This window comes from Halorubrum sp. B53, assembly GCF_059752395.1.
The window spans coordinates 268,117-290,256 of sequence record NZ_MWTH01000015.1 but is presented as its reverse complement, the minus strand read 5'-3'; the positions used below and the strand labels follow the sequence as shown (position 1 = coordinate 290,256).

Below are 22,140 nucleotides of genomic sequence, written 5' to 3'. Positions count from 1 at the left end.
TCGCCGTCGTCCCGAGGTGCCGCCCCACCGCATCCGACAGTCGTATGACCGCGACGCCCGAAGGGACGGCTAATGGACCGTCGCGTTCTGTTCGCGAGCCTGATCCTCCTCGCCGGCGGTGCGACCGGCGTCGGGGTCGCCCTCTTCGCGTTCGTCGGTATCGACGAGGGCGCGGTCGACGCCGAGATCGTGTGGGAGACCGACCCCGTCGAGGGCGACGACGGCAGCGGCGCGGTCGTCGCCACGATGGACGGTGACCCGGTCGTCGTCCAGTCGACGACCGCCGACGGCGAGCGCGTCGTCCGCGCGACCGCGGTCGGCGGTGACGTCGCGTGGCGGACACCGCTCTCCGCGATCGCCGCGGGCGACGCCGCCGGCGGCGACGGCGATACGGGATCCGGCGACGCCGGGGGAGCCGACGACCCGCCCGGGACCAGCCGCCTCGTCGCGGGGACGCTCGACGGCGAGTCGGTCGTCGCGTTCACGACGGCGCCCGGATCGCTCGTCGTCCTCGACGCGGCCGACGGCTCGACGCGGTTTACCGTCGACCTCGACGGACCGGGCGGGATCCGGCCGGCGATCGGCGACCTCGACGCCGACGGCGGCAGCGAGGTCGCCGCGGCCACGGCCGACGGCCGCGTCGTCGCCGTCGCCGACGGCGGTGACACCGTGTTCGATACGTCTCTCGGCGAGCCCGTCGACCGACGGCCGCTGATCGTCGGCTCCGGAGGCGACGAGTCCGGCGATGCGGCGGCCGACGCCCGGGGAATCGCGGTCGCGACCGTCGGCGGCGAGGAGACGACGGTGCGCCTGCTCGACGCGAACGGCGACGCTCGCTGGACGGCGACACCGTCGGTCACACCGCTGAGCTGGAACGCGGCCGACACGCGGAGGGGCCCCGTCATCGCGCTCGGCGGAACGAACGGGAACCTGGAGGCGATCGAGGTCGCCGACGGCTCCAGCAGGTACGAGGTCGGACTCCAGGACCTCCCCGTCACCGTGGGCGAGGCCGACCGCGGTCGGATCCACGTCGGCGGCGTGCGCAGCGTGTGGGCGGTCGACCTCCTCGACGGAGAGGTCGTCTGGAAACAGCAGTACGGGGGCGACACCCGAGTGAACGCCCCGGGCGTCGGCACCGTCAGCGCGGACGCCGGCACCGGTCCGGTCGCGGTGAATCGAGAGGGCGACGTGCTCGCGTTGAACCCCAGCGGCGAGGCGATCGCCCGGGGCGACGTCGGCGCCGCCGTGGTGTACGCGGGCCCGCTGTTCGCCGACGTGACCGGCGACGGGACCGACGAGGTCCTCGTCGTCACCGAGGACGGTCGCATCGTGGCGCTCGACGACTGAGGGGGCCGTTTCGCGTCGCGGGTGCGGAGTTTATATACCTCTTTGACAGGAAAACCGCCCGACAACGCCCGTTCAGTGATGATCGTTCACCGGAAACGCGGTGTGTCAACGGTGCGGTCGCTCTCCGCTCTTCGCGGGCGGCAATAAACGGGAAAGAAGGCGCGCGGTCAGTGCTGCTCGTCCTCGTACACCCACGCGGCGGTGTCGAGGCCGTAGTCGACGAGCTCGTCCTCGTCGAAGAACAGGTCGATCTCGCGCTCGTTCGCGCCCTCGTCCTCGTGGTCCGACGCGTGGATCACGTTGTGGCCGAGGTCTAAGCCGAAGTCGCCGCGGATCGTGCCCGGGGCGGACTCGGCGGGGTCGGTCTCGCCGACCATCGCGCGGACCTGTCGGGTCGCGTCGGCTCCCTCCCACACCATCGCGAAGACGGGGCCGGAGGTGATGAAGTCGACGAGGCCGTCGAAGAACGGCTTCCCCTCGTGCTCGCCGTAGTGCTCGTGGGCGAGGTCCTCGTCGATCCGCATGAACTTCCCGCCGACGAGCTTCAGCCCGCGCTCCTCGAAGCGGGAGACGATCTCCCCGATGAGGCCGCGCTGGACGCCGTCGGGCTTCACCATCACGAAGGTGCGCTCGTCGTGGTGGCTCATCTACTCGCCACCCTGTTCGCGCCCTTCCTCGGTCCACTCGAGGTCGCGCGCCTCGCGGCCGAGGAAGTAGTTCTTCTCCGCCTTCGAGTCGACGAAGTGGAGGATCTGTCCGTTCTTCTTGACGTACATCGTGCCCGTGCCGGGCTCGATCTCCTCGCCGGTGTAGTCGCAGGTGCGTGTCTCGACCATTGGTTATCGCCCTCCGATGGAGTCGGCGTCGCGCTGGGTCTCACGGAGCTGGAGCACGTCGCCCATGCGGACGGGGCCCAGGACGTTCCGGGTGATGATCCGGCCCTGGTTCGATCCCTCTTGGATGCGGCATTTGACCTGCATGGCCTCGCCGTGCATCCCGGTCTTGCCGACGACCTCGATCACCTCGGCGGTGGTCGAGTCGCCGGTGCCCTCTTCTGCGCTCATGGGTGGTTATCGGAGCTCCGCGACCTTCTCGCCGATGTCCTCGACGTCGTCGTCGGCGTCGCCGGCGTCGACGACGGCGGCGGCGGCCGAGCCGACTTCGAGGCCGGCGGCGTGGCCGACGTCGTCCTGCGTGTCGACGAAGACGACCGGGATTCCCTTCTCGTCGGCGAGCTCGGGGAGGTGCATGACGATCTCCTCGGGGGAGACGTCCTCCGCGACGATGACGAGGTCGGCGTTGCCGCGCTCGACGGCCTTGGTGGTCTCGTTGGTTCCTTTCTTCACGGTGCCTGTGTCTCGGGCGACCTCGAGCGCTTCGAGCGATCGCTCGGCGAGGTCGGCTGGGGTTTCGTAGTCTACGTAAACGGGCATATGTTGTTCACCTATCCTCCGTGCGGGCTCGCGTGTCCGTCCCGTGGTCGGTCCCTAACGGAACGGCACATCATCAACCCCACAGAGGCTGTGACCCGACGTAGTCCGGACGTCCATAAAAGCGCTTTCAATATGCCTCGCGTGTGCGAGCGGGAGTCACGGGTGGGAATCGGCCCCGTCGGACTCCGCGTTTCTTAAGCGTCGCTCGCCCCTCGGCCCGCACATCGAATGGTCCGACTCGTCCACTACTCCGACATCGAGAACGTCTTCGACGCGCCCGCGCGAGCCGCCCGCCTCGCCGGTCGGATCCGGGCGCTCTCGGGCCCCGACGCCGCGGTGGTCGCCACCGGCGACACGACCGCGCCGGGCGTCCTCTCGCTGGTCGCGAGCGGGCGGCAGGTCCTCGACTTCTACGCGGCCACGGACACCCGGCTCGACACGTTCGGCAACCACGAGTTCGACTACGGGCCGGACGCGCTCCGCGGGCTCGTCGCCGACGCGCCCGCGACCTTCGTCTCCGCGAACGTCCGCGACGAGGCGGGCGAGCCCTTCGGCCGCGACGAGGGCGTCGTCCCGTGGACGACCCTCGAGATCGACGGCGCGACGGTCGGGTTCGTCGGCGTCACTGACCCCGCAACCGACTCGCTGAACCCCATGGCCGCCGAGCTCTCCTTCGACGACCCGGTCGCCGCCGCGCGCGACGCGCTCGCCGAGATGCGGACCGCGGTCGCCGAGCGCGGCGAGAGCGGAGGCACCGGCGCGGCCGCCCCCGGGCTCGACTACGCGGTTATCCTCTCGCATCTCGGCGCGGGCGACGACGACCTCGCCCGCGCGCTCGACGTCGACGCGATCCTCGGCGGTCACGTCCACAGCCGGCGCAACGAGGTCGTCGCCGGCACCCGGATCGTTCGGCCCGGCGTCAACGGCGAGACGGTCGCCGAGGTGGCGTTCGGCGGGGGCGCTTCGAGCGACGCGATGGCCGACGGGTCGGGCGACGGCGCGACGAACGACGCCGGAAGTCACGTCCCGGCCGCGACCCTCCACGAGCCCGACGGCGCGGATCCCGCGCCGGGGCTCGAGGCCGCCCTCGCGGAGCGGATGGCCGCGGCCGACCTCGACGAGACCATCGACGTCGTCGACGATCCCATCGAGCGCACGGGCGACGTGGTCCACGGCGGGGAGTGCCGCGTCGGGAACTTCGTCGCGGACGCGTTCCGGTGGGCCCTCGACGCCGACGTGGGGCTCTCGAACGCCGGCGGGCTGCGACAGGGCGACCCGTGGGCGGGCGCGGTGACGAAGGCCGACCTGATCAGCCTGATCCCGTTCGAGGAGCCCGTGGCGCTCGCGTCGGTCACCGGCGCGGAGCTGCACGACGTGTTCCGCGAGATGGCCGCGCCCGACGTGGACTTCGGCGAGGACGACTGGTGGCACGGCCACGTCTCGAACGCCGAGGTCGTCTGGGACGCCGACGCCGAGCTCGTCCTCGAGGCCACCGTCGGCGGCGAGCCGATCGACCCCGAGGCGCGCTACACCGTCGCCGTCTCGGAGTACCTGCTCCACTCCGAACACGAGTTCCCGACGCTGGCGCAGCGCCACCGGATCGACGAGGCCGACATCCAGTACGAGGTGCTCGCCGCCTACGCCCGCGAACACGGGATCGACCCCGCGGTCGAGGGGCGCATCGAGATCCGGAACCGGGCCGCCACGGCCGACGACGACTGACGAGACCGCGACGACGACGGCCTATTTATAAATAGACGCGGCGGCGCGTGCCTGCGAGCGGGCTGTAAGCCCGCGAGCAGCGCGCGCGAGGGAGTCGGTCGCCCGGAGCAACGCGGAGGGGCGACCGACGAGGCTGGGGAGGTATGAGGCGCGGTGCGGTTGCGGTGGGAGGGAATCAAAGGGGCAGCCGTGAGGGCGAAGCACGGCGACGCAAGGACCGCAGGGAAGGAGCGAAGCGACTGACCGAGGACCGCAGCGAGCCGCGCGAGCCCTCGCGGCTGGGGCTTTGGAGGTGTTCACCGCAAAGAGACCAGTCACGTATCGCCGAGCGGCTGGGGCTTTGGCGGTGTTCACCGCAAAGAGACCAGTCACGTATCGCCGAGCGGCTGGGGCTTTGGCGGTGTTCACCGTCGGTTCTGCAGCAGACGTTTTTTAACCGAGCGGCTGAGGTTTTGGGAGAAATCATCGCTGACCCGTACTCGGCTATTTATAACTGACCGTCAACCACGTACAAACACCAACTGCAGCAATCCACCGAGCCCGCCGCCTCTCCGCCTCAGTCCAGATCCACGTCGACGTCGTGCTGGAGCCCGGCCGCCTTCACCGTATTATAAAGGAGCATCGCGCGCGTCATCGGCCCGACGCCGCCGGGAACCGGCGTGATCGCCCCCGCCACTTCGCTCGCCGACTCGTACTCCACGTCGCCCACCAGCTCGTACCCCTTCTCGGTGTCCGCGTCGACCCGATTGATCCCCACGTCGATCACCGTCGCCCCTTCCTTCAGCATCGAACCGTCGACGAACTCCGGGATGCCGGCGGCGGCGATCACGAGGTCCGCGTCCGCGAGCTTCCCTTCCAGGTCCTCGGTCCGGGAGTGACAGACCGTCGTGGTCGCGTTCCCGGTCGGCGCCTTCTGGATCAGGAGGTTCGCCATCGGCTTCCCGACGATATCTGACCGGCCGACGACGACCGCGTCGGCGCCCTCCGTCTCCACGTCGTACGCCGCGAGGAGCTTCTGGACGCCGTGCGGGGTACAAGGTTTAAATCGGGCGTCGCCCGCGACGAGCCGGCCGACGTTCTCCGGGTGGAAGCCGTCAACGTCCTTCTCCGGGGCGATCCGCCGGAGGACGCTCCGCCTGTCGACGTGGTCGGGGACCGGCAGCTGGACGAGGATGCCGTGGACGTCCTCGCGCTCGTTGAGGTCGTCGATGGTGTCGTACAGTTCCTCGGCGGGCGCGTCGGCGTCGATCTCGACGTGGACGCTCTCGATACCGACCTCCTCGCAGTCGCGCTGCTTCATCGAGACGTACGTCTCGCTGGCCGGGTCGTCGCTCATCAACACGGTGGCGAGCCCCGGGGTCACGCCCGCCGCCTCCAGCGTCTCGACGTGCTCGGTCACGTCGGCGCGCACGTCGGCCGCGACGGCCTCGCCGTCGATGATCGTCGTCGCGTCCGCGTCGTCGGTGCCTTCACTCATACTCGAACCGAGGGCGAGCCGATACAAAAGTGACGCGGGATCGTGTCGATCTCGGCGCTCCTGCCGCGATTTTTATACACGAAGCTGTACACACCGGCGTCGCGGGCTACTCCGGGAACAGCTCTTCCTCGCGCTCGACCGCGTCGATCGCGGCGATCTCCTCCGCGGTCAGCTCTAGCTCCGCGGCCGCGAGGTTCGCGCGGAGGTGGCGCTCGCTCGACGCCTTCGGGATCGTCACGACCGGTTCCTTCGCGGTCGCCCACGCGATCGCGACCGCCTCAGGCGTCGCGTCGCGCGCCTCCGCGACCTCGATCACGGCGTCGATCTCGCTCACTCGCCCGCCGGCCAGCGGCGAGTAGGCGACCACGGTGTAGCCGTGTTCCCGGGCGTGCTCCAGCAGCTCGGGCTTATAAAACAGCGGGTGCAGCTCGGTCTGGTGGGCCGCAAGCGGCGCGTCGAGGACCTCGATCGCGCGGTCCAGCTGGTCGAGTTCGAAGTTCGAGACCCCGACGTTCCGGACGAGCCCCTCCTCGACCAGCCGGTCGAGCGCGGGCAGCGTCGCCTCCGGGCCGTAGTCGCCCCGCGGGCGGTGGACGTACAGCAGGTCGATCGCCCCGACGCCGAGCCGATCGGCGCTCTCGCGGGCCGCCGGCCCCACGTCGTCGCCGGCGAGGTCGTCGATCCACAGCTTCGTCGCGACGGTCACGTCCTCGCGACGCACGCCGCCGCGGGCGAGATCTTCGCCGCCGGCGACGCCGTCGCCGTTCGCGTCGCTCGCGGCGAGCCCGTCGGCGAGCCCCTCGCCGACGACCGCCTCGTTGCCGTAGATCCGCGCGGTGTCGAGGTGACGGTAGCCGAGGGCGAGCGCGGTCGCGACCGCGTCGGGGTCGTCGATCCCCATCGTGCCGAGACCGACGGGCGGGAGGTCCATGCCCGACGCTGGGCCCGAGCGAAACAAAAAGCGTCCGGCTTCGCCCGGCTGAGGGCGGATCAGACCGGACCGCCGCGCTCCGCGTCCACCGGCGCCCGTCCGCAGATGCTCACGAGGTCGTGGAGGTCGTCGATCTCGTAGGTCGGCTGGCATGAGAGCTCGGTCGAGCGCCGGTGCGGTCGCCGCACGAACGCGGAGTCGATCCCGGCGTTGTCGGCGGCGCGTACGTCCGACTCGTTGTCGCCGACGAACAGCGCCGTCTCGGCCCCGAGGTCCTCCAGAGCGCGTTCGAGGTAGTACGGCGACGGCTTCTTCCGCGAGAGGCTGGCGATCGACGGCTCGCGCCCGTACGCCACATCGAACTGCCCCGCGAGGCCGAAGTGGCTCAGGATTGCGTCGACGGTCGCCTGTTGGTTCGAGGAGACAACGCCGAGCGGGGTGTCGAGGAACCGGAGCGTGTCGACGTCCTCGTACGGCGTCTTCCGTCCCTTCCGGGCCGCGTCGATCTGGGCGGCCGAGGCCAGCTCGTCGCGAACGCGCCAGAACTCCCCCGGGTCGACCCCATAGCGCTCGCAGATGTCGGTGAGGGTCGCGGGGTCCACGCCGACGGCGACGTCGTCCACGTGGGCGAGGTCGGGGTCCTCGACGCCGAGGCTCACGAACGCGTCCCAGGCGGCCTCCCGGAGCGTGTCGAACGAGGTCCGTCCGACGAGCACTCCGTCGTTGTCGAGGACGACGGCGTCGTACACGTCTCACCCTCGGTGGGTAACCGGCAAAAAGGTTTCACCGGCTCTGCCGCGGCGACCGGCCACCCGACCGAGAGCCCTCGGAGCCGGGCGGCTCGCGCGGTCTCACGCGCCCAGCAGCCGGAGGACGGCGCCGGCGATCAGGGCGATCGTCCCGGTGAATAGGCCGATGAACGGGATCGGAATCGGTACCGGGATCACGATGAGCAGGACTCCGATCGCGATCAGCGCCGTGGAGAGTCGCATACGCTTTTCTCGTCGGCCGCACGGAAATGGGTTCAGCTTGACTGACGAGGGACCCGATCTCAGCATCGAGCACGCCTCCCGCACTTTCAATACCCGGCGCGTCGAACGTCCGAACTGGACCATGAATATTGTTGATATCGCGGTGCCGGAGTACGTCGAGGTCGACGTCGATGAGCGACTCGCCAAGGTCCGGTCCATCTTCGAGCGCGAGAATCCGAAGGGGATCATCGTCACCGACGACGGCGAGTACGCCGGCGTGGTCGGGGAAAAACAGCTCATGCGCTCGCGCATGGAGGACGACACCAAGGTGTCGGCCGTCATGAAGCCCGCGCCCTCCGTCGACCGCCACGAGGACGTTCGCGAAACGGCCCGCCTCCTCGTCGAGGGCGACGTGAAGATCGCCCCCGTCTACGAGGGCGAGAAGCTCTACGGGATCGTCACGGTCGACCAGATCCTCGAGGCCGTCCTCGAGAGCCTCGACGCGATCACCGTCGGGCAGGTCGTGACCGAGGACGTCATCGGGATCAACGAGAAGGACAGCGTTGGCCGCGCGATCAACCGCCTGCGCGAGAACGGGATCTCCCGGCTCCCGGTCCTCGACGAAGACGGCCGGCTGGTCGGCGTCGTCACCACCAACGACATCGTCGAGTTCGTCGTCCGCGACCACGAGCGGCAGGGCAGCGGCGACCGCGCCGGCGACATCGACCGGATGCTCGACATCCCGGTGTACGACATCATGTCGAGCCCCGTCGTCACCGCGACGGCCGACGAGACCGCGGAGGCCGTCGTCGAACGGATGTTCGACAACGACATCTCCGGGCTCGTCGTCACGCCGGGCGACGCCGAGACCGTCGCCGGGATGGTGACGAAGACCGACGTGCTCCGCGCGCTCACGTTCACCGAGCAGGACTCGATGGACGTTCAGATCACCAACGTCGAGCTGCTTGACACGACCACCCGCGAGCACATCGTCGAGTCGATCGAGCAGGTCGCCGACAAGTACGCCGCGATGCACGTCATCCACGCCCACGTCCGGCTCCACGCGCACAAGGAGAAGCTCCGCGGCACGCCACTGATCCAGTGTCAGATCCGTCTCCGGACCAACGAGGGCCAGGTCGGCGGCTCCGGCGAGGGGTACGGCGCCGAACACGCCTTCCACGTCGCGCTCGACAAGCTGGAGCGCAACGTCCTCGAAATCAAGGGCGTCAACGCCGACGAGGAGTACCGCGGCCAGCTGCTCCGCAAGCTCGGCGAGCTGTGAGCCGGTAGGACGGCGCTCGACGGCTCCGGCTTTTTAACGCGTCTTCTCGTCACTCTCCCGCTAAAACCGTCCGAGAGTGGCTGATCTCCGGCTTCCGGACTACGCCTCGGTGCCCTCGGAGAGCCCGTCGGCGACGATCCGGAAGGTGGCGGAGTCGCCGGCGGGCTTCGAGCGGTGCTTCTCCAGCGTCGCCCGGCGGTTTCCGCCGCGAAAGCGGTCGACGCGGACGATTGCGCCGGTCCAGTGGTTGAGCGTGTTGCCGCCGAGCGCGCGGTCGCGGTCGGAGTCGGGATCGGTGAACACCTGGTTCGTGATCACGACGGCGACGTCGTGACGCCGGGCCAGCGAGAGGAGGTGCGTCACCTGCTTGGCGACCTTCCGGAGGGACTCGCCGCCCTCCGTGTCGCCGGCGCGCTCCAGCCGGTAGAAGCCGGTCGCGGAGTCCAACACGATCAGCTCGACCTCCTCGGCGAGCTCCTCGGCGTCGCGGACCGCCTCGCGCTGGTCGTCGAAGTCGTACGCCTCCGAGATCACCAGCCGCGACGCGATCTCCTCGACCGTGTCGTCGACGGCGGGGTCGTCGGCTCTCCCCGCGGCCAGCTGCTCGAACCGGTCGATAGAGAGCCCCTCGGTGTCGATGTAGAGGGCGCGGTCGCCGCGGCCGGCGACCTCGACCGCCGCGGCCAGCGCGAGGTTCGTCTTCCCCGCCGCGGGCGGGCCGTACACCTGCGTGACGACGCCGCGCTCGAACCCGCCGCCCAACAGGTCGTCGACCGGCCGACAGCCGGTCGGGATCGGATCGCTCACTGTGAGTCGCCTTGCCCGCGCTCGTATTTAAACGGTCGATCGCCGCGGCTCGCGGTCGGCGACCGGGAGCGCGTGACTGTAGTTAACTGTCCAGGCGCGTCGCTCGTCGGGGTGAAATAAGCGTGAAAGAACGGAACGGTCGCCGGTCTCGGTGACCGGCGACGGGGTCCGGTAGTGCGTGCGGACGCGGCGTCCGCGGTAGAATCGTTAGTTGCGCGTCAGGTTCGTCGCGCGGGGTCCCTTGGGGGACGACTCGATGTCGAACTCGACCTCCTGGCCCTCCTCGAGGTCCGGGCCGCCGACGTCTTCCATGTGGAAGAACACGTCCTCGTCGTCGTCGAGATCGCCGTCGTCAGTCGAAATGAAACCGTAGCCGCCAGTGTCGTTGAAGAAGTCAACCTTACCGTTTGCCATTGCAACCAAACGTACAGGCCTTTCGGGGATAACGCTTGCGAGGGTCGTGGTACCATGACCGTCCCGGCCGGTCGGCCGCCGGCGACCGCTGTGACTCTCTCGGGTACGGGCCGCCTGTACTCATCGCGTGCCATCAGTCGCGAGGTTCATTTACGAGCGTCCGCGTAGGACGAACATACACATGGATCGTCGCACCTACCTGCGGTCGCTCGCCGCGACCGGCGCCGCCACCACCACCACCGCGACCGCCGGCTGTCTCGGCGTCCTCGGCGCGGGCGGCGCCGAGGGGACCGTCCTCGGCCCGCCGGAGCGGGACCTCAGCGAGGCGTCGCACCCGAGCTACGGCGACGAGATGCCACACATCACGGTTCCCGATCCGATCACGGGCGAGGAGGTGTCCACCGAGGGCCTCGAAGGCGAGCGCGCCGTCCTGTGGACCTCGTTTTACACCAACTGCCCCGACGGCGTCTGTCCCGCGCTCATCCTCCGGCTGCGGCGCGCACAGGAGTACGCCGCCGAGCAGGGGTTCGGCGACGAGGCGGCGTTCCTCGCGCTCACGTTCGACCCCGAGCGCGACACCGCCGAGGTGCTCCGCGAGTACGCCGGCCAGCGCGGCGTCGACCTCGGCGCCGGCAACTGGCACTTCCTTCGCCCGGAGAGCTACGAGCGGGGACAGGAGCTGATGGACGAGGAGTTCGGGCTCGTGATCGAGAAGCGGGACGCGGACGAGTACCAGAACATCGAGTACCGGTTCCCCCACGTCGGTATCATCCTCCTCGCCAACGAGGACGGGATCGTCGAGCGGGTGTACCCGAGGGGTCCCCAGACGGACGTCGAGCGGATCGTCGACGACTTCGAGCGGGTGGTCACCGCGTGAGGCGCCGCCACCTCCTCGCCGGGCTCGCGAGCGTCGGCGCCCTCGGCGGGGCCGGCGCCGTCGCGACCGGCGGCGTCCCCGACGCGCTCGGCGGCGGCGACGCGCCGGAGCCGATCGAGCCGGTGACGCTCGACACGATCGAGGCGCCCGGGAGCCGCGACGGCGAGGTGACGCTCCCGGCCCCCGACCGCCCGACGTTCGTCGACTTCTTCGGCACGTGGTGTCCACCGTGCGCCGAGCAGATGCCGGCCCTCGCGGAGGCCCACGACCGGATCGGCGACGAGGCGCTGTTCGTCTCCGTGACGACAGAGCCCGTTGGCGAGAGGATTAGCGAGGACAAGGTAGTGGATTGGTGGCGTAAACACGACGGTGACTGGCTTGTCGCAGCGGATGTCTCGGCCGAACTTGCGGCGCGGCTCAGCGTCGGCGGCTACCCGAGCGCGCGAGCCATCGACGCGACGGGGCGCGTCCGCTGGGCGACGTCCGGGACCCACACGACGGAGGAGTTCGTCGAGGGAATCCAACGGGCGCTCGACCGATGACGGGACCTGTCGACCGATGACCGACGTCTCGCTCGCGACCAACGTCCCGTTCGCCGTGACCGCGGGAGTCGCGACGTTCTTCTCGCCGTGCGCGTACCCGCTCTTGCCGGGGTACGTCGGCTTCTACGTGAACTCCGTCGACGCCGACGAGGCCTCGGTGACCGGGGCCGGGGTTCGCGGCCTCGCGGCCGCGGTCGGCGTGCTGGCGACGTTCACGTTGCTCGCGGGCGCGACGGTCCGAGTCGGGCAGTCGACGCTGTCGAACATCACCGTCTTCGAGACGCTCGTCGGCGGGCTGCTGGTCGTCTTCGGACTGCTCGTCGTCGCCGGACGGGCGCCCTCGGTCTCCGTCTCGCTGCCGAAGCGCCGGACGAGCGTCTTCGGGTTCGGCCTCTTCGGGGCGGGGTACGCGCTCGCCGGCGCGGGCTGCGTCGCCCCCATCTTCCTCGCCGTCGTCGCGCGCGCCATCGCGCTCCCCGACGAGGCCGCCCTCCTCGTCCTCTCGGTGTACGCCGGCGTCGTCGCGGTCCTGATGGCCGCGACGACCGTCGCGACCGGCGTGGGGCTGATCAGCAACGCCAACCGGGTGATGACCCACGCCGGGACCCTGAAGCGCGTCGCCGGCGCGGTGATGATCGTCGCCGGGATCGGCCAGCTGTACCTCTCGCTCGTCGTCTACTGAGGATCGACCGACGGTCGGCGAGAGGGTGGGAGGCGCACGCCGAGGGGGTAGTAGAGACGCGTTGAGGTGGCGACAGACGCCCACCGAGCGAGTGGCCGGGCCGCTCTACGAGTCGAGACCATGAACATTCATATCCGATAGCGAGGAAGTGTCACCCAGCCGAACCGGACGGCGAACGGCCGTCTATAAGGGTTCGGTCCCCGCTCATGAATCTCGATCAGTTTACAGCCGAGAACGCACCGACGGAGAGCGCGGAACCGTTCCAGCGCGAGAACAGCTACACCCTCGACGTTGACGTCGACGGCACGGTGATGGCGAAGGCCGGGTCGATGATAGCGTACACCGGCGACGTCTCGTTCACCGGGAAGGCGTCCGCGGAGGGCGGGCTCACCGGCTTCCTCAAGGAGGCGGCCACCGGCGAGGGGACGCCGATCATGGCCGTCGAGGGGCAGGGTCACGTCTACTTCGCCGACGGCGGCAAGAAGGTGCAGGTCGTCGAGCTCGACGCCGGCGAGTCGATCACGGTCAACGGCGAGGACGTGCTCGCCTTCGAGGAATCGCTCTCCTACGAGATCAGCACCATCGACAGCCTCGCCGGCTCGCTCGCCGGCGGCTTCAGCAACGTCTACCTCGAGGGGCCCGGCTACGTCGCGATCACCACTCACGGCGACCCGATCGTCTTGGAGCCGCCGGTCGCGACGGACCCCAGCGCGACCGTCGCGTGGGGCGGGACCTCCCCGAACGTGGAGGTCAACCGCAGCCTCTCCGACATGATCGGGCAGGAGTCCGGCGAGCGGTACCAGATGCGCTTCGACGACTCCGGCGGATTCGTGGTCGTGCAACCGTACGAGGAGCACGTCTGACCGAGCGTGTCGACGATGGCCGAAGGCGACGGCGAGCCGGCGGGCGATGCGACCGAGAGCGAGCGCGCTGACGACGCGGACCCGACCGGCCCGCTCGCGCGGGGCAAGACCGCGCTCACCGAGGCGGTGGGTCTCGTCGTCGACGCCGTGCTCGACGCGCTATGACCGACTCCGCGCGCTCCGAACCGACCCTGATCGCCCACCGCGGGTTCGCCGGCGAGAGCCCCGAGAACACCGTGGCAGCGGTCGAGCGGGCCGCTGGGGTCGGGAGTGCGGAGGGCGCCGACGGCCCCGCCGGCCGCCGGGCCGACTGGATCGAGGTCGACGCGGTGCCCACCGCCGACGGCGACGTGGTCGTCATCCACGACGCGGAGCTCTCCGGGCGTGACGGCCGCGGGCTCACCGACGCGACGGGCGTCGTCTGGGAGACGGACACCGCGACCGTCACCGGCGCCGAGGTGCTCGACAGCGGCGAGACCGTCCCGCTCCTCGCCGACGTGCTCGACGCGGTCCCCCCGGACGTCGGCGTGAACGTCGAACTCAAGAACCCCGGCCGGCGCGACCTCCGTCAGGGCGAGAAGCTCGCGGGGGACGCGCTCGCGGCGCGGACGGATGCGTGGCGGCCGTTCGCGGAGCGCGCGCTCGACGCGGTCGCGGGACACGGGAACGACCTGCTGTTCTCGTCGTTCTGCGAGGGGGCGCTCGCGGCGGTGCGGGAGCTGTCGTCGCGGCCGGTCGCCCCGCTGTTCGGAGCGTCGATCGCGGACGGGCTCGCGATCGCCCGCGAGCACGACGCGGCGGCGGTTCACCCGCCGGTCGACGCGATCCGCGGCACGCCGTTCTTCGACGCGGAGCGGTTCGGCGAGTCGCCCGAGAACGGAGCGCCGGACATCGTCGCCGCCGCGCACGACGAGGGGCGCGCCGTGAACGTCTGGACCGTCGCGACGTGGTATCAGGCCGACCGGCTCGCGGCGGCGGGCGTCGACGGGGTCATCGCCGACTACTCGACGCTGCTGCGCGACTGAGTCGCCCGCCGAGACGGCGGTCGATAATTAAAAAAGCGTTCGACGGTCCGGTGCGACTCGCTTATCGCGCGGCCAGCCACTCGGCGAAGTCGCCGGTGAGGAACCCGGCGTAGTCGACGATCCCGAGGTACAGCGAGACGATCACGACGATAACGATCGGGATCCGGACCGCCCAGATCCACGCGTCGCCGAGGCCGCCGATGTCGGCGATCCCCTCTCGTAGTTCCTCGCGGGCGATGTCCGGAATGACCCAGCCGACGAACAGCGCGAGCAGCAGCGAGCCGAGGACGAGCAGTATCCCGTCAGCGAGCAGGTCGTACAGGCTGAGGAAGATCAGGTCGATCGTGACCGGCACGCCGAGGAGGAAGACGGCGACGCCGAGCGCGACCGACGCCGGGATCCGAGCGACGCCGAGTTCGTCGATCAGGTAGGAGACGAGCACTTCGAGGATGCTGATCGCGGAGGAGAGCGCCGCGATCCCGACCATCGCGAAGAACACGACCCCGATGACGCGGCCGCCGGGGATCCCGGCGAACGCCGAGGTGAGACTCACGAAGATCGCACCGGGGCCGCCCGTTCCCGGTTCGATCCCGACCGTGAACAGAACGGGGAAGACGACGAATCCGACGAGGACGGCGACGAGCGTGTCGAGTGCGGCGATAACGCCGGCGTCCGACGCCAGATTCCGGTCCTCGCCGAGGTACGAGGCGTAGGTGATCATCACGCCCATCCCGAGCGAGAGGGTGAAGAAGGCCTGTCCAGCGGCGGCGGGCAGGATCTCGGTCCAGTTCGCCGCGATCGTTCCGAAGTCCGGCGAGAGGTAGTAGCTGTACGCCGCGCTCGCGCCGTCGAGGGTGAATCCGTAGGCGGCCAGCCCCAGCAGCAACACGAGGATCGCGGGCACCATCACCTTCACGCTCAGCTCGATGCCGCGCCTGACGCCGGCGGCGATGATCCCGATGACGAGCGCCATGAACACGGCGTGAAAGAGGAGCGTGTCGAGACCGGTGGAGACCGTTCCGAACAACGCCTCCGCCTCGGCCGGGTCGGTGATGGTGAACCCGTCGGTGAGTCCGATGAGGGTGTACCGGAGGAACCAGCCGGCGACGACGCTGTAGTAGGACAGGATGATGAAGCCGGTGACGACGAACAGCCAGCCGGCGTACGACCACGCGCCGCTACCGAGTTTCCGCAGCGCGCCGACGGGATTCCGTTCGGTCCGACGGCCGATCACGAACTCGACGAGGATCGCCGGGAACCCGATCAGCGCGACGAACGCCAAGTAGGTAATCAGAAACGACGATCCGCCGTACTGGCCGGTGATGAACGGGAACCGCCAGATATTCCCGAGCCCCACGGCGCTGCCGACCGCGGCGAGGATGAATCCCGCCCGCGTCGCCCATGTCTCGCGTGCCATCTGTGACCGGAGAAATTCCGTTGCGGTCTAAAAACGTGTCTTTCCGCCGCTGAGACTATTGTCAACGTCCGTGATGGTTCGGCGGGGCGATACGGGACCGAGGGCGCTCGGCGACGAGGGCGCGGTCGCCACGGCCGCCGCGTTCCGTTCGATCGGTCGGGGACCGTGAATTTAATAGCCGGAGGGTTACCTCACGGGATATGGAACGCGTAGACGTCGCTATCGTTGGGGGCGGTCCGGCCGGCGCCTCCGCAGCGCACGCGGCCGCGACCGGCGGCGCCGACGCCCTCGTCCTCGAGAAGGGGGTCCCCCGGGCCGACCGCGACCGGCTCGGCCCGGACTCGACGGACGCCGCGGGGATCTTGGACTACTGGGTCGACATCATGGGGATCCACCCCGACGAGTTCGACGACGGCGTCGTCCAGCGCGAGCTGAACCGCGCGGAGTTTCGCGGGCCCGACGAGGCGGCGACGCTCACCTCCACCGGCATCGAGTCGTCGTACGACGGGTTCGGCTACACCTTCCAGCGCGCCCGCTTCGACGACTGGCTCCGCGACCGCGCCGAGGACGCCGGCGCGGAGTACCGGACCGGCGTGTCGGTCCGCGGCGTCGACACCGACCTCTCGGTGGACCCGAGCGACGGACCGAACGGGGACGCCGGCCCGGGCGGTCGCGGCGACCCCCGCCACGTCGTCGAGCTCGCCTCGGGCGAGTCGGTCGGCGCCGACTTCGTTGTGCTCGCCGACGGTCCCCAACGCACCGTGACGAACCGCGTGCTCGACGAGTACCTCCCCGCGGATGCGGCCGCCTCCGACCGCCTCGCGTCGCGCACGGCGAACCACATCGCCTACCAGGAGTACCGGCGCGTCCCCGAAGAGGTGTACGAGCAGGTGAACGACGCGCTCGTCTTCTGGTGGGGCGTGATGCCCGGCGAGACGGCGTACCCGTGGATCTTCCCGAACGCCGACCGCGTCTGCCGGATCGGGCTGACGATGCCCATCGGGCTCGATATCGACGAGTTCGACCGGGACGCCTACGCCCTGCTCGACTCCGACGACGAGTCGATCCCGCAGGGCGGCGAGTACATCCGGCGCCTCCTAGAATGGCAGTACGGCGACGAGTACGACGTGGAGGACGACTTCCCGCTCGTCGAGGACGCGGGCAAGCGGAACGGGACGGAGACGTACCCCATCTCCTCGACCCGCCCGATCGACTCGCCGACGGACGCCGGCGTCGCGGTCGTCGGCGGCGCGATGGGGACGACCTCCGCCTTCCACGAGGGCGGCGACCACGTCGCGGTCAGAACCGGGGCCATCGCCGGCGAACTGGCCGCCGCGGGCGACATGGCCCCGTACAACCGGCGCTGGAAGGAGGCGATCGGCGACGAGATCGTCCGCAACGTCACGATGGCCGACATGGTCGCCGACTACGAGCCGGCCGACTGGAACCGGATCATCGGCGCCGCGGACGCCATGCTGGCGGCCGAGACGGGCGACGGCCTCCTCGCGCAGCCGTATCGCTCGGGGTGGGAGTCGGTGAAGCTCCTGCTCGGCTACAAGTGGAACAAGCGGCGCGTCAAGAAGGACTACGTCGGCATCGACGAGAGCGAGTACGTCTACTGACGCCGCGCGTTCGGCGCCCGCGCTTTTTTTCGGGCGGGGTTGCTCCGGCTCACCGGATGACCGGCGCCGTCAGCTCCCGCGTCTCCGTCGGGATCCCCGCGACGTCGACCGGCTCCACCTCGTGGGTCGGCCATTGGCCGGTTTTCGTCAGCGTCTCGGTGAAGTCGGGCGCGACGAGGTGGGTGTCCTCGCTTTTGGTCCCCCGCACGGTCGGATTCCACGCGTAGCCCATCGGTCGTCGGACCGGCTCGTCGCCGCCGGGCGCGGCGAACCACTCGCGGCCCGCGAACCCCGCCGCGCCGCCCTGGTGGTGCTCCCGCCACTCGTCGGCGAAGCCGACGGCGTCGTACGCCTCGCGGATCGCGTCGAAGACGTCGCCGGCGGTGTCGGGATCGTCTCCGCCCGCGAGATCGCCTTCCGCCGCGGCCTCGGTCGCCGCGAGCGCGGTCGCCTCGACGCGGGCCGCGGCGCGGTGGCGCTCCTCCAACCAGTCGGGAGCATCGAAGGCGACGGTCCGAGTCAGGGAGGCGTACAGCCCCGCCCGCTCGGCGGTGACGGAGACGAGCGCGTAGTCGCCCAGGGTCGCGTCGCTCGGCGTGTAGTGGCGGAACCGCTGCGCGCGATCCGCGCCGCCGACGAGCACGACCGGGGTGTCGACGTCGCGGGAGGCGAGCGAGATGTCGATCCCGGCGGCGACCTCGTACTCGGGGTCCTCGGGCTCGAGGTTGCGGCAGACGGTCTCGACGGCGGCGGCGGCCTCGCGTCCCAGCTCGCGGTAGCGTTCGACGTCGTCGTCGGTGAGCGGCTGGCGCAGCCGGCTCCCGTCGACGCGCTCGAACCCCGGCACGTCGAAGTCGGCGGCGGCGGGGGCAGGCGAGCGCTCGGCGACGGCCGTAGCCAGCGAGTCGGCGTGCCATGAGAACGATTCGACGGCGATCGCGTCCGGCAGCTCCTCGTCGGCGAGCCGTTCCGCTTCGACGTTGTCCGTGATCACGCGGAGCGCGCCGTCGTAGCCGGCCGCGGCCACCCCGACGTCGGTGTCGGCGTCGACGACGTTGTCGCCGCCGGTGAGCCACGCGAACCCGTTCGGCTTAGCGAACCAGACCGCTTCGAGCCCGCGCTCGTCGAGGTACGCGTCGAGTCTGTCGGTGCGGGCGGCGAGATCGACCATACCGATCGGCTCTCGTCCATCAAGTAAAAGCGGTCGAAAGGCCGCCGCGAGGGACGCGTCGCGGCCGTCGCGCTCGGTCACCGTGCGGCCCGTCGCAGCCGGCGGGGTCGGTCACTGCACGGCCCGTAATCGCCGCACGCGAGCGTCGGTCGATCGAGGGACCGCGTCCCGCCGCCGTCCGAAACGAAAGGTTCAATTATATCCCCCGGATACGACGAGATGCGTCAGTAAGCCCCCTCGGGTTGGTAGTCTAGTCCGGTTATGACACCTCCTTGACATGGAGGAGGCCGGCGGTTCAAATCCGCCCCAACCCACTTCTGACTTCTCGCACCGACGATGGACAGCGAGCGGAGCGACCGACTCGGTCTGGGATCGATTTATAAGTGATCGGCTCGACCGCTCGGCGTCTTCGTCGGCCGCCCAGCGTCCCGCGGTGAGACTGCCCATTCGGGTTTTTTGTGACGTGCGATAGCGTCGAAACCGACCGATCGGTCGGCGACGTGTTTTTATACGTCCGGTGAGGCGGATCCGCTAAGACGATGCCACGAGAACAGTACCAGTCGAAGCTGGAGAAGCTCCGCGACGACGTGCTCTACATGAGCGAAGTGGTCGCGGAGCGGCTCAAGATGGGACTCGACGCCTTGGAGCGGCAGGACGGCGAGCTGGGCGAGGAGGTCATCACCGGCGACGCCGAGATCAACGACCTCTACCTCGAGCTGGAGGGCCAGTGCACCGACCTCATCGCGCTCCAGCAGCCGGTGGCGGGCGACCTGCGCTTCATCGCGGCCTCGTTCAAGATCATCACCGACCTCGAACGGATCGCGGACCTGGCGACGAACCTCGGGGAGTACGCGAAGCAGGCCGACCGCGAGGTGTTCCCCGACGTCGACGTCCAGCGCATCGGCGACGACACGCTGGCGATGTTAGAGGAAGCGATGCAGGCGTACGCGGAGTCCGACCCCGAGCTGTGTCACGCCGTCGCCGAGGCCGACGACGAGATCGACGCCGCCTGCGAGGCCGCGAGCGACCTCGTCGTCCGCGACCTCATCGAGCGCGACGAGCTCCGCGAGGAGGCGGACGTGGAGGGGACGATGCAGAACGTCTCGCGGCTCCTCCTCACTATCCGTGACCTCGAACGCGTCGGCGACCACGCCGTCAACATCGCGGCGCGCTCGCTGTACATGATCGAGAACGACGACGAGCTGCTGTACTGACGGCGTCCCCTCCTTTTAAAAACCGCCGCGGGGACGCGACCTATCCCGCCGCCGGGAGGCGCGGCCGATCCCGACGCCTACATACCGCCTCCCGCGGAGACCCGTACATGAGCACGTACACGACCGAGATCGACATCCGGTTCCGCGACATCGACGCGATGGGCCACGTCAACAACGCCGTCTACGCGACGTACGTCGAACAGGCCCGGACGGAGTACTTCCGAGACGTCCTCGACGCCGACCTCTCGCGGGTGTCGACGGTGTTGGCGTCGCTCTCGCTCGACTTCCGGCGACCGGTCGAGCTGACGGACGGGGCCGTCGCGGTCAAGCTCGACGTCGCGGAGCTCGGTCGCTCCAGCGTGACCATGACCCACGAGCTCCGCGTCGACGGGGAGCTCGTCGCCGAGGGCGAGGCGACGCTGGTCAGCCTCGACCCCGACTCCGGGGAGCCCGCGCCGGTCCCGCCCGCGTTCCGCGAGGGGATGGCGTCGTACCACGAGTTGTAGCGTCTCGCGGGCCGCGCACGTCGCGAACGGCGGCCGCTCGCCTGTCCGTCTGCCACTCGATCGGCGAGCGAGCCGTCAGCGACACCGTACCTTCTTGCCGCCGCGCGCCGATCGGTCGCGTATGGCAGTCCGACTCTACGCGCTCGACGGGTGTCCGTGGTGCGAGAAGGCGTCCGACGCGCTCGACGAGGCCGGGATCGAGTACGAGACCGAGTGGGTCGACGCGCTCCACTCCGACCGCGACGAGGTGAAGCGGGTCAGCGGCCAGCGCGGCGTTCCGGTCCTGATCGACGAGGACCGCGGCGTGACGATGTCCGAGAGCGCCAACATCGTGAAGTACGTCGAGCGGACCCTCGCATGACCATCTACACCGGACGCGGCGACGAGGGCGACACCGACCTCCGAGACATGAGCCGCGTGTCGAAGTCCAGCCCGCGGATCGAGGCGTACGGGACCGTCGACGAGGCGAACGCGCTGATCGGGACCGTGCGCCCCACGGGTCACGACGATCTCGACGAGCTGCTGGAGACGGTCCAGAACCACCTCCACGTGGTGCAGGCGGACCTCGCGAACCCGGACCCGGACCCGGACGACCCGCAGGTCGAGCCCGAGCTGGTCGAGGCCCTCGAAAACCGGATCGACGCCTTCGACGAGGAGCTGGAGTCGCTGACGTCGTTCGTCCTGCCCGGCGGCGGCGAGTCGGGCGCGCGCCTCCACCACGCCCGGACGGTGACTCGCCGTGCGGAGCGCCGGGTCGTCGAGCTCGCGCGCTCCGAGCCGATCAACGAGACGGTCGTCTCCTATCTCAACCGCCTCTCCGACCTGCTCTTTACCCTCGGCCGGGTCGCGAACGCGCGCGACGGCGAGCCCGAGGAGTCGCCCTCGTACTGACGCGCATCCGCGGCTTTCTCCGACTCGTCCCGCAAATCGAACGGTGAGCGGCGCCCAGCGAGTGGTGACGCTCCGATCCTGTCGTCGCGGCGCAGCCACAAAGAATATATCCGTCCCCTTCCAAAGGACAGATATGAGTAAGCACTTCGAAGACGCACGGTACTACCTCGGACGCGCGGCGGAACACGCGAAGGCGGGCGTGAAAGAGGAGCTGGAGCCGGTCGAGGCGCGCGTGAAAGAGCTCGTCGGCCGCGGCGAGGACGAGCCGGAGCCCGAGGCGTCGCGACTCGACAAGCTCCAAGCCGACCTGAAGAAGCTTGAGGAGCGCGCGGAGGGCGAGGCACGCGAGGCGGTCGCCTCGGCCCGAGCGCGCGTGAAAGAGTACCGCGGCCACGACGCCGCCGAGGAATAGGCGCTCAGTTCCCCTCCGGTCTCCCGCTCTCCCTCCCGGTAGCGACGCGCTCGGCGGCCGACACCACGGCGCCGTCGATCCCTTCCGGCTCGAACGGCCAGCGGGGACGGCCTGTGGGTCACGGGCGGGCCGTGACGCGCTCGGCCGACGAAGCCCCGCGACAAAGTAACCCTTAAGTCCCGACATCGGATACCTCGACACGAGCGGGCTGGTGGTCTAGCTAGGTTATGACGGCTCCTTCACACGGAGCAGGCCGGCGGTTCGAATCCGCCCCAGCCCATTTCTGTCGACGCCGCAATCGCGAGCGACAGCGAGCCGAGCGACCGCGGTTCGAATCCGCCCCAACCCAGACGCCCACCGCGTTCGTGTGAAGTGGTAACGCCCATGGCGGGGAGGTTCTCGCCTTGCCCACTCGGTAATTCGCTAAGTCACCGGCGACTTCCAGTCCGACGTTCGCCGCCGACTGCAACGACGGGGTATCCGGTCGATACCAAAAACGGCCGCCGATGCGGGCATACGCGCCCGCCGTCCGCT

27 protein-coding genes and 2 tRNA genes are annotated in these 22,140 nt (G+C 69.7%); 17 read left to right on the top strand and 12 right to left on the bottom strand.

Translation table 11 applies throughout. From position 1 onward, the window contains the following. The first annotated feature begins 72 nt into the window (after window positions 1-72). A complete protein-coding gene (locus B4V06_RS14015) occupies window positions 73-1,347 on the top strand; it encodes an outer membrane protein assembly factor BamB family protein (RefSeq protein WP_498170282.1) in 1,275 nt (424 codons plus the stop codon). Between the two features lie 167 nt (window positions 1,348-1,514). Here B4V06_RS14015 and ndk read toward each other — a convergent pair whose 3' ends face one another. The 4 genes from ndk to rpl7ae are packed head-to-tail and all read right to left on the bottom strand — an operon-like array spanning window position 1,515 to window position 2,780. Beyond that, complete coding sequence (gene ndk / locus B4V06_RS14010; protein ID WP_123112611.1) at window positions 1,515-1,994, bottom strand: nucleoside-diphosphate kinase; 480 nt, start codon at window positions 1,992-1,994, stop codon at window positions 1,515-1,517. Further along, window positions 1,995-2,183 (bottom strand): 50S ribosomal protein L24e, encoded by a 189-nt coding sequence (locus B4V06_RS14005; protein ID WP_050024967.1) that lies wholly within the window; start codon window positions 2,181-2,183, stop codon window positions 1,995-1,997. It lies immediately after the preceding gene. A gap of 3 nt (window positions 2,184-2,186) precedes the next feature. Continuing rightward, window positions 2,187-2,411, bottom strand: coding sequence for a 30S ribosomal protein S28e (locus B4V06_RS14000; protein WP_004046478.1), 225 nt, complete (start codon window positions 2,409-2,411; stop codon window positions 2,187-2,189). A 6-nt stretch (window positions 2,412-2,417) separates the two neighbouring features. Then, window positions 2,418-2,780, bottom strand: a complete 363-nt coding sequence (gene rpl7ae, locus B4V06_RS13995) for a 50S ribosomal protein L7Ae (protein WP_123112610.1) — start codon at window positions 2,778-2,780, stop codon at window positions 2,418-2,420. A 228-nt stretch (window positions 2,781-3,008) separates the two neighbouring features. Here rpl7ae and B4V06_RS13990 point away from each other — a divergent pair, with 228 nt between their 5' ends. Beyond that, window positions 3,009-4,502, top strand: coding sequence for a bifunctional metallophosphatase/5'-nucleotidase (locus B4V06_RS13990; protein WP_498170280.1), 1,494 nt, complete (start codon window positions 3,009-3,011; stop codon window positions 4,500-4,502). Between the two features lie 556 nt (window positions 4,503-5,058). Here the strand turns inward: B4V06_RS13990 and B4V06_RS13985 are convergent. The 4 genes from B4V06_RS13985 to B4V06_RS13970 all read right to left on the bottom strand — a co-directional run bounded on the left by B4V06_RS13985 (window position 5,059) and on the right by B4V06_RS13970 (window position 7,902). Beyond that, window positions 5,059-5,979: a bifunctional methylenetetrahydrofolate dehydrogenase/methenyltetrahydrofolate cyclohydrolase gene (locus B4V06_RS13985; RefSeq protein WP_123112608.1), complete on the bottom strand. Its 921-nt coding sequence runs from the start codon at window positions 5,977-5,979 to the stop codon at window positions 5,059-5,061. A gap of 106 nt (window positions 5,980-6,085) precedes the next feature. Further along, window positions 6,086-6,910: an aldo/keto reductase gene (locus B4V06_RS13980; RefSeq protein WP_123112607.1), complete on the bottom strand. Its 825-nt coding sequence runs from the start codon at window positions 6,908-6,910 to the stop codon at window positions 6,086-6,088. A 59-nt stretch (window positions 6,911-6,969) separates the two neighbouring features. Beyond that, a complete protein-coding gene (locus B4V06_RS13975) occupies window positions 6,970-7,659 on the bottom strand; it encodes an HAD family hydrolase (RefSeq protein ID WP_123112606.1) in 690 nt (229 codons plus the stop codon). A 102-nt stretch (window positions 7,660-7,761) separates the two neighbouring features. Beyond that, the gene (locus B4V06_RS13970; RefSeq protein ID WP_176329410.1) at window positions 7,762-7,902 is read right to left on the bottom strand and encodes a hypothetical protein; all 141 of its coding nucleotides are present in this window, start codon (window positions 7,900-7,902) and stop codon (window positions 7,762-7,764) included. Between the two features lie 121 nt (window positions 7,903-8,023). Here B4V06_RS13970 and B4V06_RS13965 point away from each other — a divergent pair, with 121 nt between their 5' ends. Further along, window positions 8,024-9,163, top strand: a complete 1,140-nt coding sequence (locus B4V06_RS13965; protein ID WP_123112605.1) for a CBS domain-containing protein — start codon at window positions 8,024-8,026, stop codon at window positions 9,161-9,163. A 99-nt stretch (window positions 9,164-9,262) separates the two neighbouring features. Here the strand turns inward: B4V06_RS13965 and radB are convergent, their stop codons facing one another. Continuing rightward, window positions 9,263-9,970: a DNA repair and recombination protein RadB gene (gene radB, locus B4V06_RS13960; protein ID WP_498170276.1), complete on the bottom strand. Its 708-nt coding sequence runs from the start codon at window positions 9,968-9,970 to the stop codon at window positions 9,263-9,265. A 207-nt stretch (window positions 9,971-10,177) separates the two neighbouring features. Continuing rightward, a complete protein-coding gene (locus tag B4V06_RS13955) occupies window positions 10,178-10,384 on the bottom strand; it encodes a cold-shock protein (RefSeq protein ID WP_004046191.1) in 207 nt (68 codons plus the stop codon). A 181-nt stretch (window positions 10,385-10,565) separates the two neighbouring features. On the opposite strand from B4V06_RS13955, the gene B4V06_RS13950 reads away from it, so the two are divergent. The 6 genes from B4V06_RS13950 (at window position 10,566) to B4V06_RS13925 (ending at window position 14,373) form a co-directional block, all read left to right on the top strand. Next, on the top strand, window positions 10,566-11,261 hold the full coding sequence (locus B4V06_RS13950) for an SCO family protein (RefSeq protein WP_123112603.1): 696 nt from the start codon (window positions 10,566-10,568) through the stop codon (window positions 11,259-11,261). Continuing rightward, complete coding sequence (locus B4V06_RS13945; protein WP_498170274.1) at window positions 11,258-11,803, top strand: TlpA family protein disulfide reductase; 546 nt, start codon at window positions 11,258-11,260, stop codon at window positions 11,801-11,803. Before B4V06_RS13950 ends, B4V06_RS13945 begins: the two co-directional genes overlap by 4 nt. Window positions 11,804-11,819: 16 nt before the next feature. Beyond that, a complete protein-coding gene (locus B4V06_RS13940; RefSeq protein WP_123112601.1) occupies window positions 11,820-12,485 on the top strand; it encodes a cytochrome c biogenesis protein CcdA in 666 nt (221 codons plus the stop codon). A gap of 206 nt (window positions 12,486-12,691) precedes the next feature. After that, window positions 12,692-13,348, top strand: coding sequence for an AIM24 family protein (locus tag B4V06_RS13935; protein WP_123112600.1), 657 nt, complete (start codon window positions 12,692-12,694; stop codon window positions 13,346-13,348). Window positions 13,349-13,363: 15 nt separating this feature from the next. After that, window positions 13,364-13,513 carry a hypothetical protein gene (locus tag B4V06_RS13930; RefSeq protein WP_158606059.1) on the top strand — a complete coding sequence of 50 codons (150 nt, stop codon included), beginning with the start codon at window positions 13,364-13,366 and terminating at the stop codon, window positions 13,511-13,513. Continuing rightward, window positions 13,510-14,373, top strand: coding sequence for a glycerophosphodiester phosphodiesterase (locus B4V06_RS13925; protein ID WP_123112599.1), 864 nt, complete (start codon window positions 13,510-13,512; stop codon window positions 14,371-14,373). Before B4V06_RS13930 ends, B4V06_RS13925 begins: the two co-directional genes overlap by 4 nt. A gap of 61 nt (window positions 14,374-14,434) precedes the next feature. On the opposite strand, the gene B4V06_RS13920 is transcribed toward B4V06_RS13925, so the two are convergent. Then, the gene (locus B4V06_RS13920; protein WP_123112598.1) at window positions 14,435-15,790 is read right to left on the bottom strand and encodes a sodium-dependent transporter; all 1,356 of its coding nucleotides are present in this window, start codon (window positions 15,788-15,790) and stop codon (window positions 14,435-14,437) included. Window positions 15,791-15,990: 200 nt separating this feature from the next. On the opposite strand from B4V06_RS13920, the gene B4V06_RS13915 reads away from it, so the two are divergent. Beyond that, the gene (locus B4V06_RS13915) at window positions 15,991-17,412 is read left to right on the top strand and encodes an NAD(P)/FAD-dependent oxidoreductase (protein WP_498170270.1); all 1,422 of its coding nucleotides are present in this window, start codon (window positions 15,991-15,993) and stop codon (window positions 17,410-17,412) included. Between the two features lie 49 nt (window positions 17,413-17,461). On the opposite strand, the gene B4V06_RS13910 is transcribed toward B4V06_RS13915, so the two are convergent. After that, window positions 17,462-18,583 (bottom strand): M24 family metallopeptidase, encoded by a 1,122-nt coding sequence (locus B4V06_RS13910; RefSeq protein WP_498170268.1) that lies wholly within the window; start codon window positions 18,581-18,583, stop codon window positions 17,462-17,464. A gap of 239 nt (window positions 18,584-18,822) precedes the next feature. On the opposite strand from B4V06_RS13910, the gene B4V06_RS13905 reads away from it, so the two are divergent. The 7 genes from B4V06_RS13905 (at window position 18,823) to B4V06_RS13875 (ending at window position 21,886) form a co-directional block, all read left to right on the top strand. Beyond that, window positions 18,823-18,897, top strand: a tRNA-Val gene (locus B4V06_RS13905). A gap of 225 nt (window positions 18,898-19,122) precedes the next feature. Then, window positions 19,123-19,797: a phosphate signaling complex protein PhoU gene (gene phoU / locus B4V06_RS13900; protein WP_123112595.1), complete on the top strand. Its 675-nt coding sequence runs from the start codon at window positions 19,123-19,125 to the stop codon at window positions 19,795-19,797. A gap of 107 nt (window positions 19,798-19,904) precedes the next feature. Continuing rightward, window positions 19,905-20,303: an acyl-CoA thioesterase gene (locus B4V06_RS13895; RefSeq protein ID WP_123112594.1), complete on the top strand. Its 399-nt coding sequence runs from the start codon at window positions 19,905-19,907 to the stop codon at window positions 20,301-20,303. Window positions 20,304-20,424: 121 nt separating this feature from the next. Beyond that, window positions 20,425-20,664, top strand: coding sequence for a glutaredoxin family protein (locus B4V06_RS13890; RefSeq protein ID WP_123112593.1), 240 nt, complete (start codon window positions 20,425-20,427; stop codon window positions 20,662-20,664). Then, window positions 20,661-21,194, top strand: a complete 534-nt coding sequence (locus B4V06_RS13885) for a cob(I)yrinic acid a,c-diamide adenosyltransferase (RefSeq protein ID WP_498170266.1) — start codon at window positions 20,661-20,663, stop codon at window positions 21,192-21,194. Before B4V06_RS13890 ends, B4V06_RS13885 begins: the two co-directional genes overlap by 4 nt. A 133-nt stretch (window positions 21,195-21,327) precedes the next feature. After that, on the top strand, window positions 21,328-21,606 hold the full coding sequence (locus tag B4V06_RS13880; protein ID WP_123112591.1) for a DUF7553 family protein: 279 nt from the start codon (window positions 21,328-21,330) through the stop codon (window positions 21,604-21,606). A 205-nt stretch (window positions 21,607-21,811) separates the two neighbouring features. Continuing rightward, window positions 21,812-21,886, top strand: a tRNA-Val gene (locus tag B4V06_RS13875). Window positions 21,887-22,140: the final 254 nt, after the last annotated feature.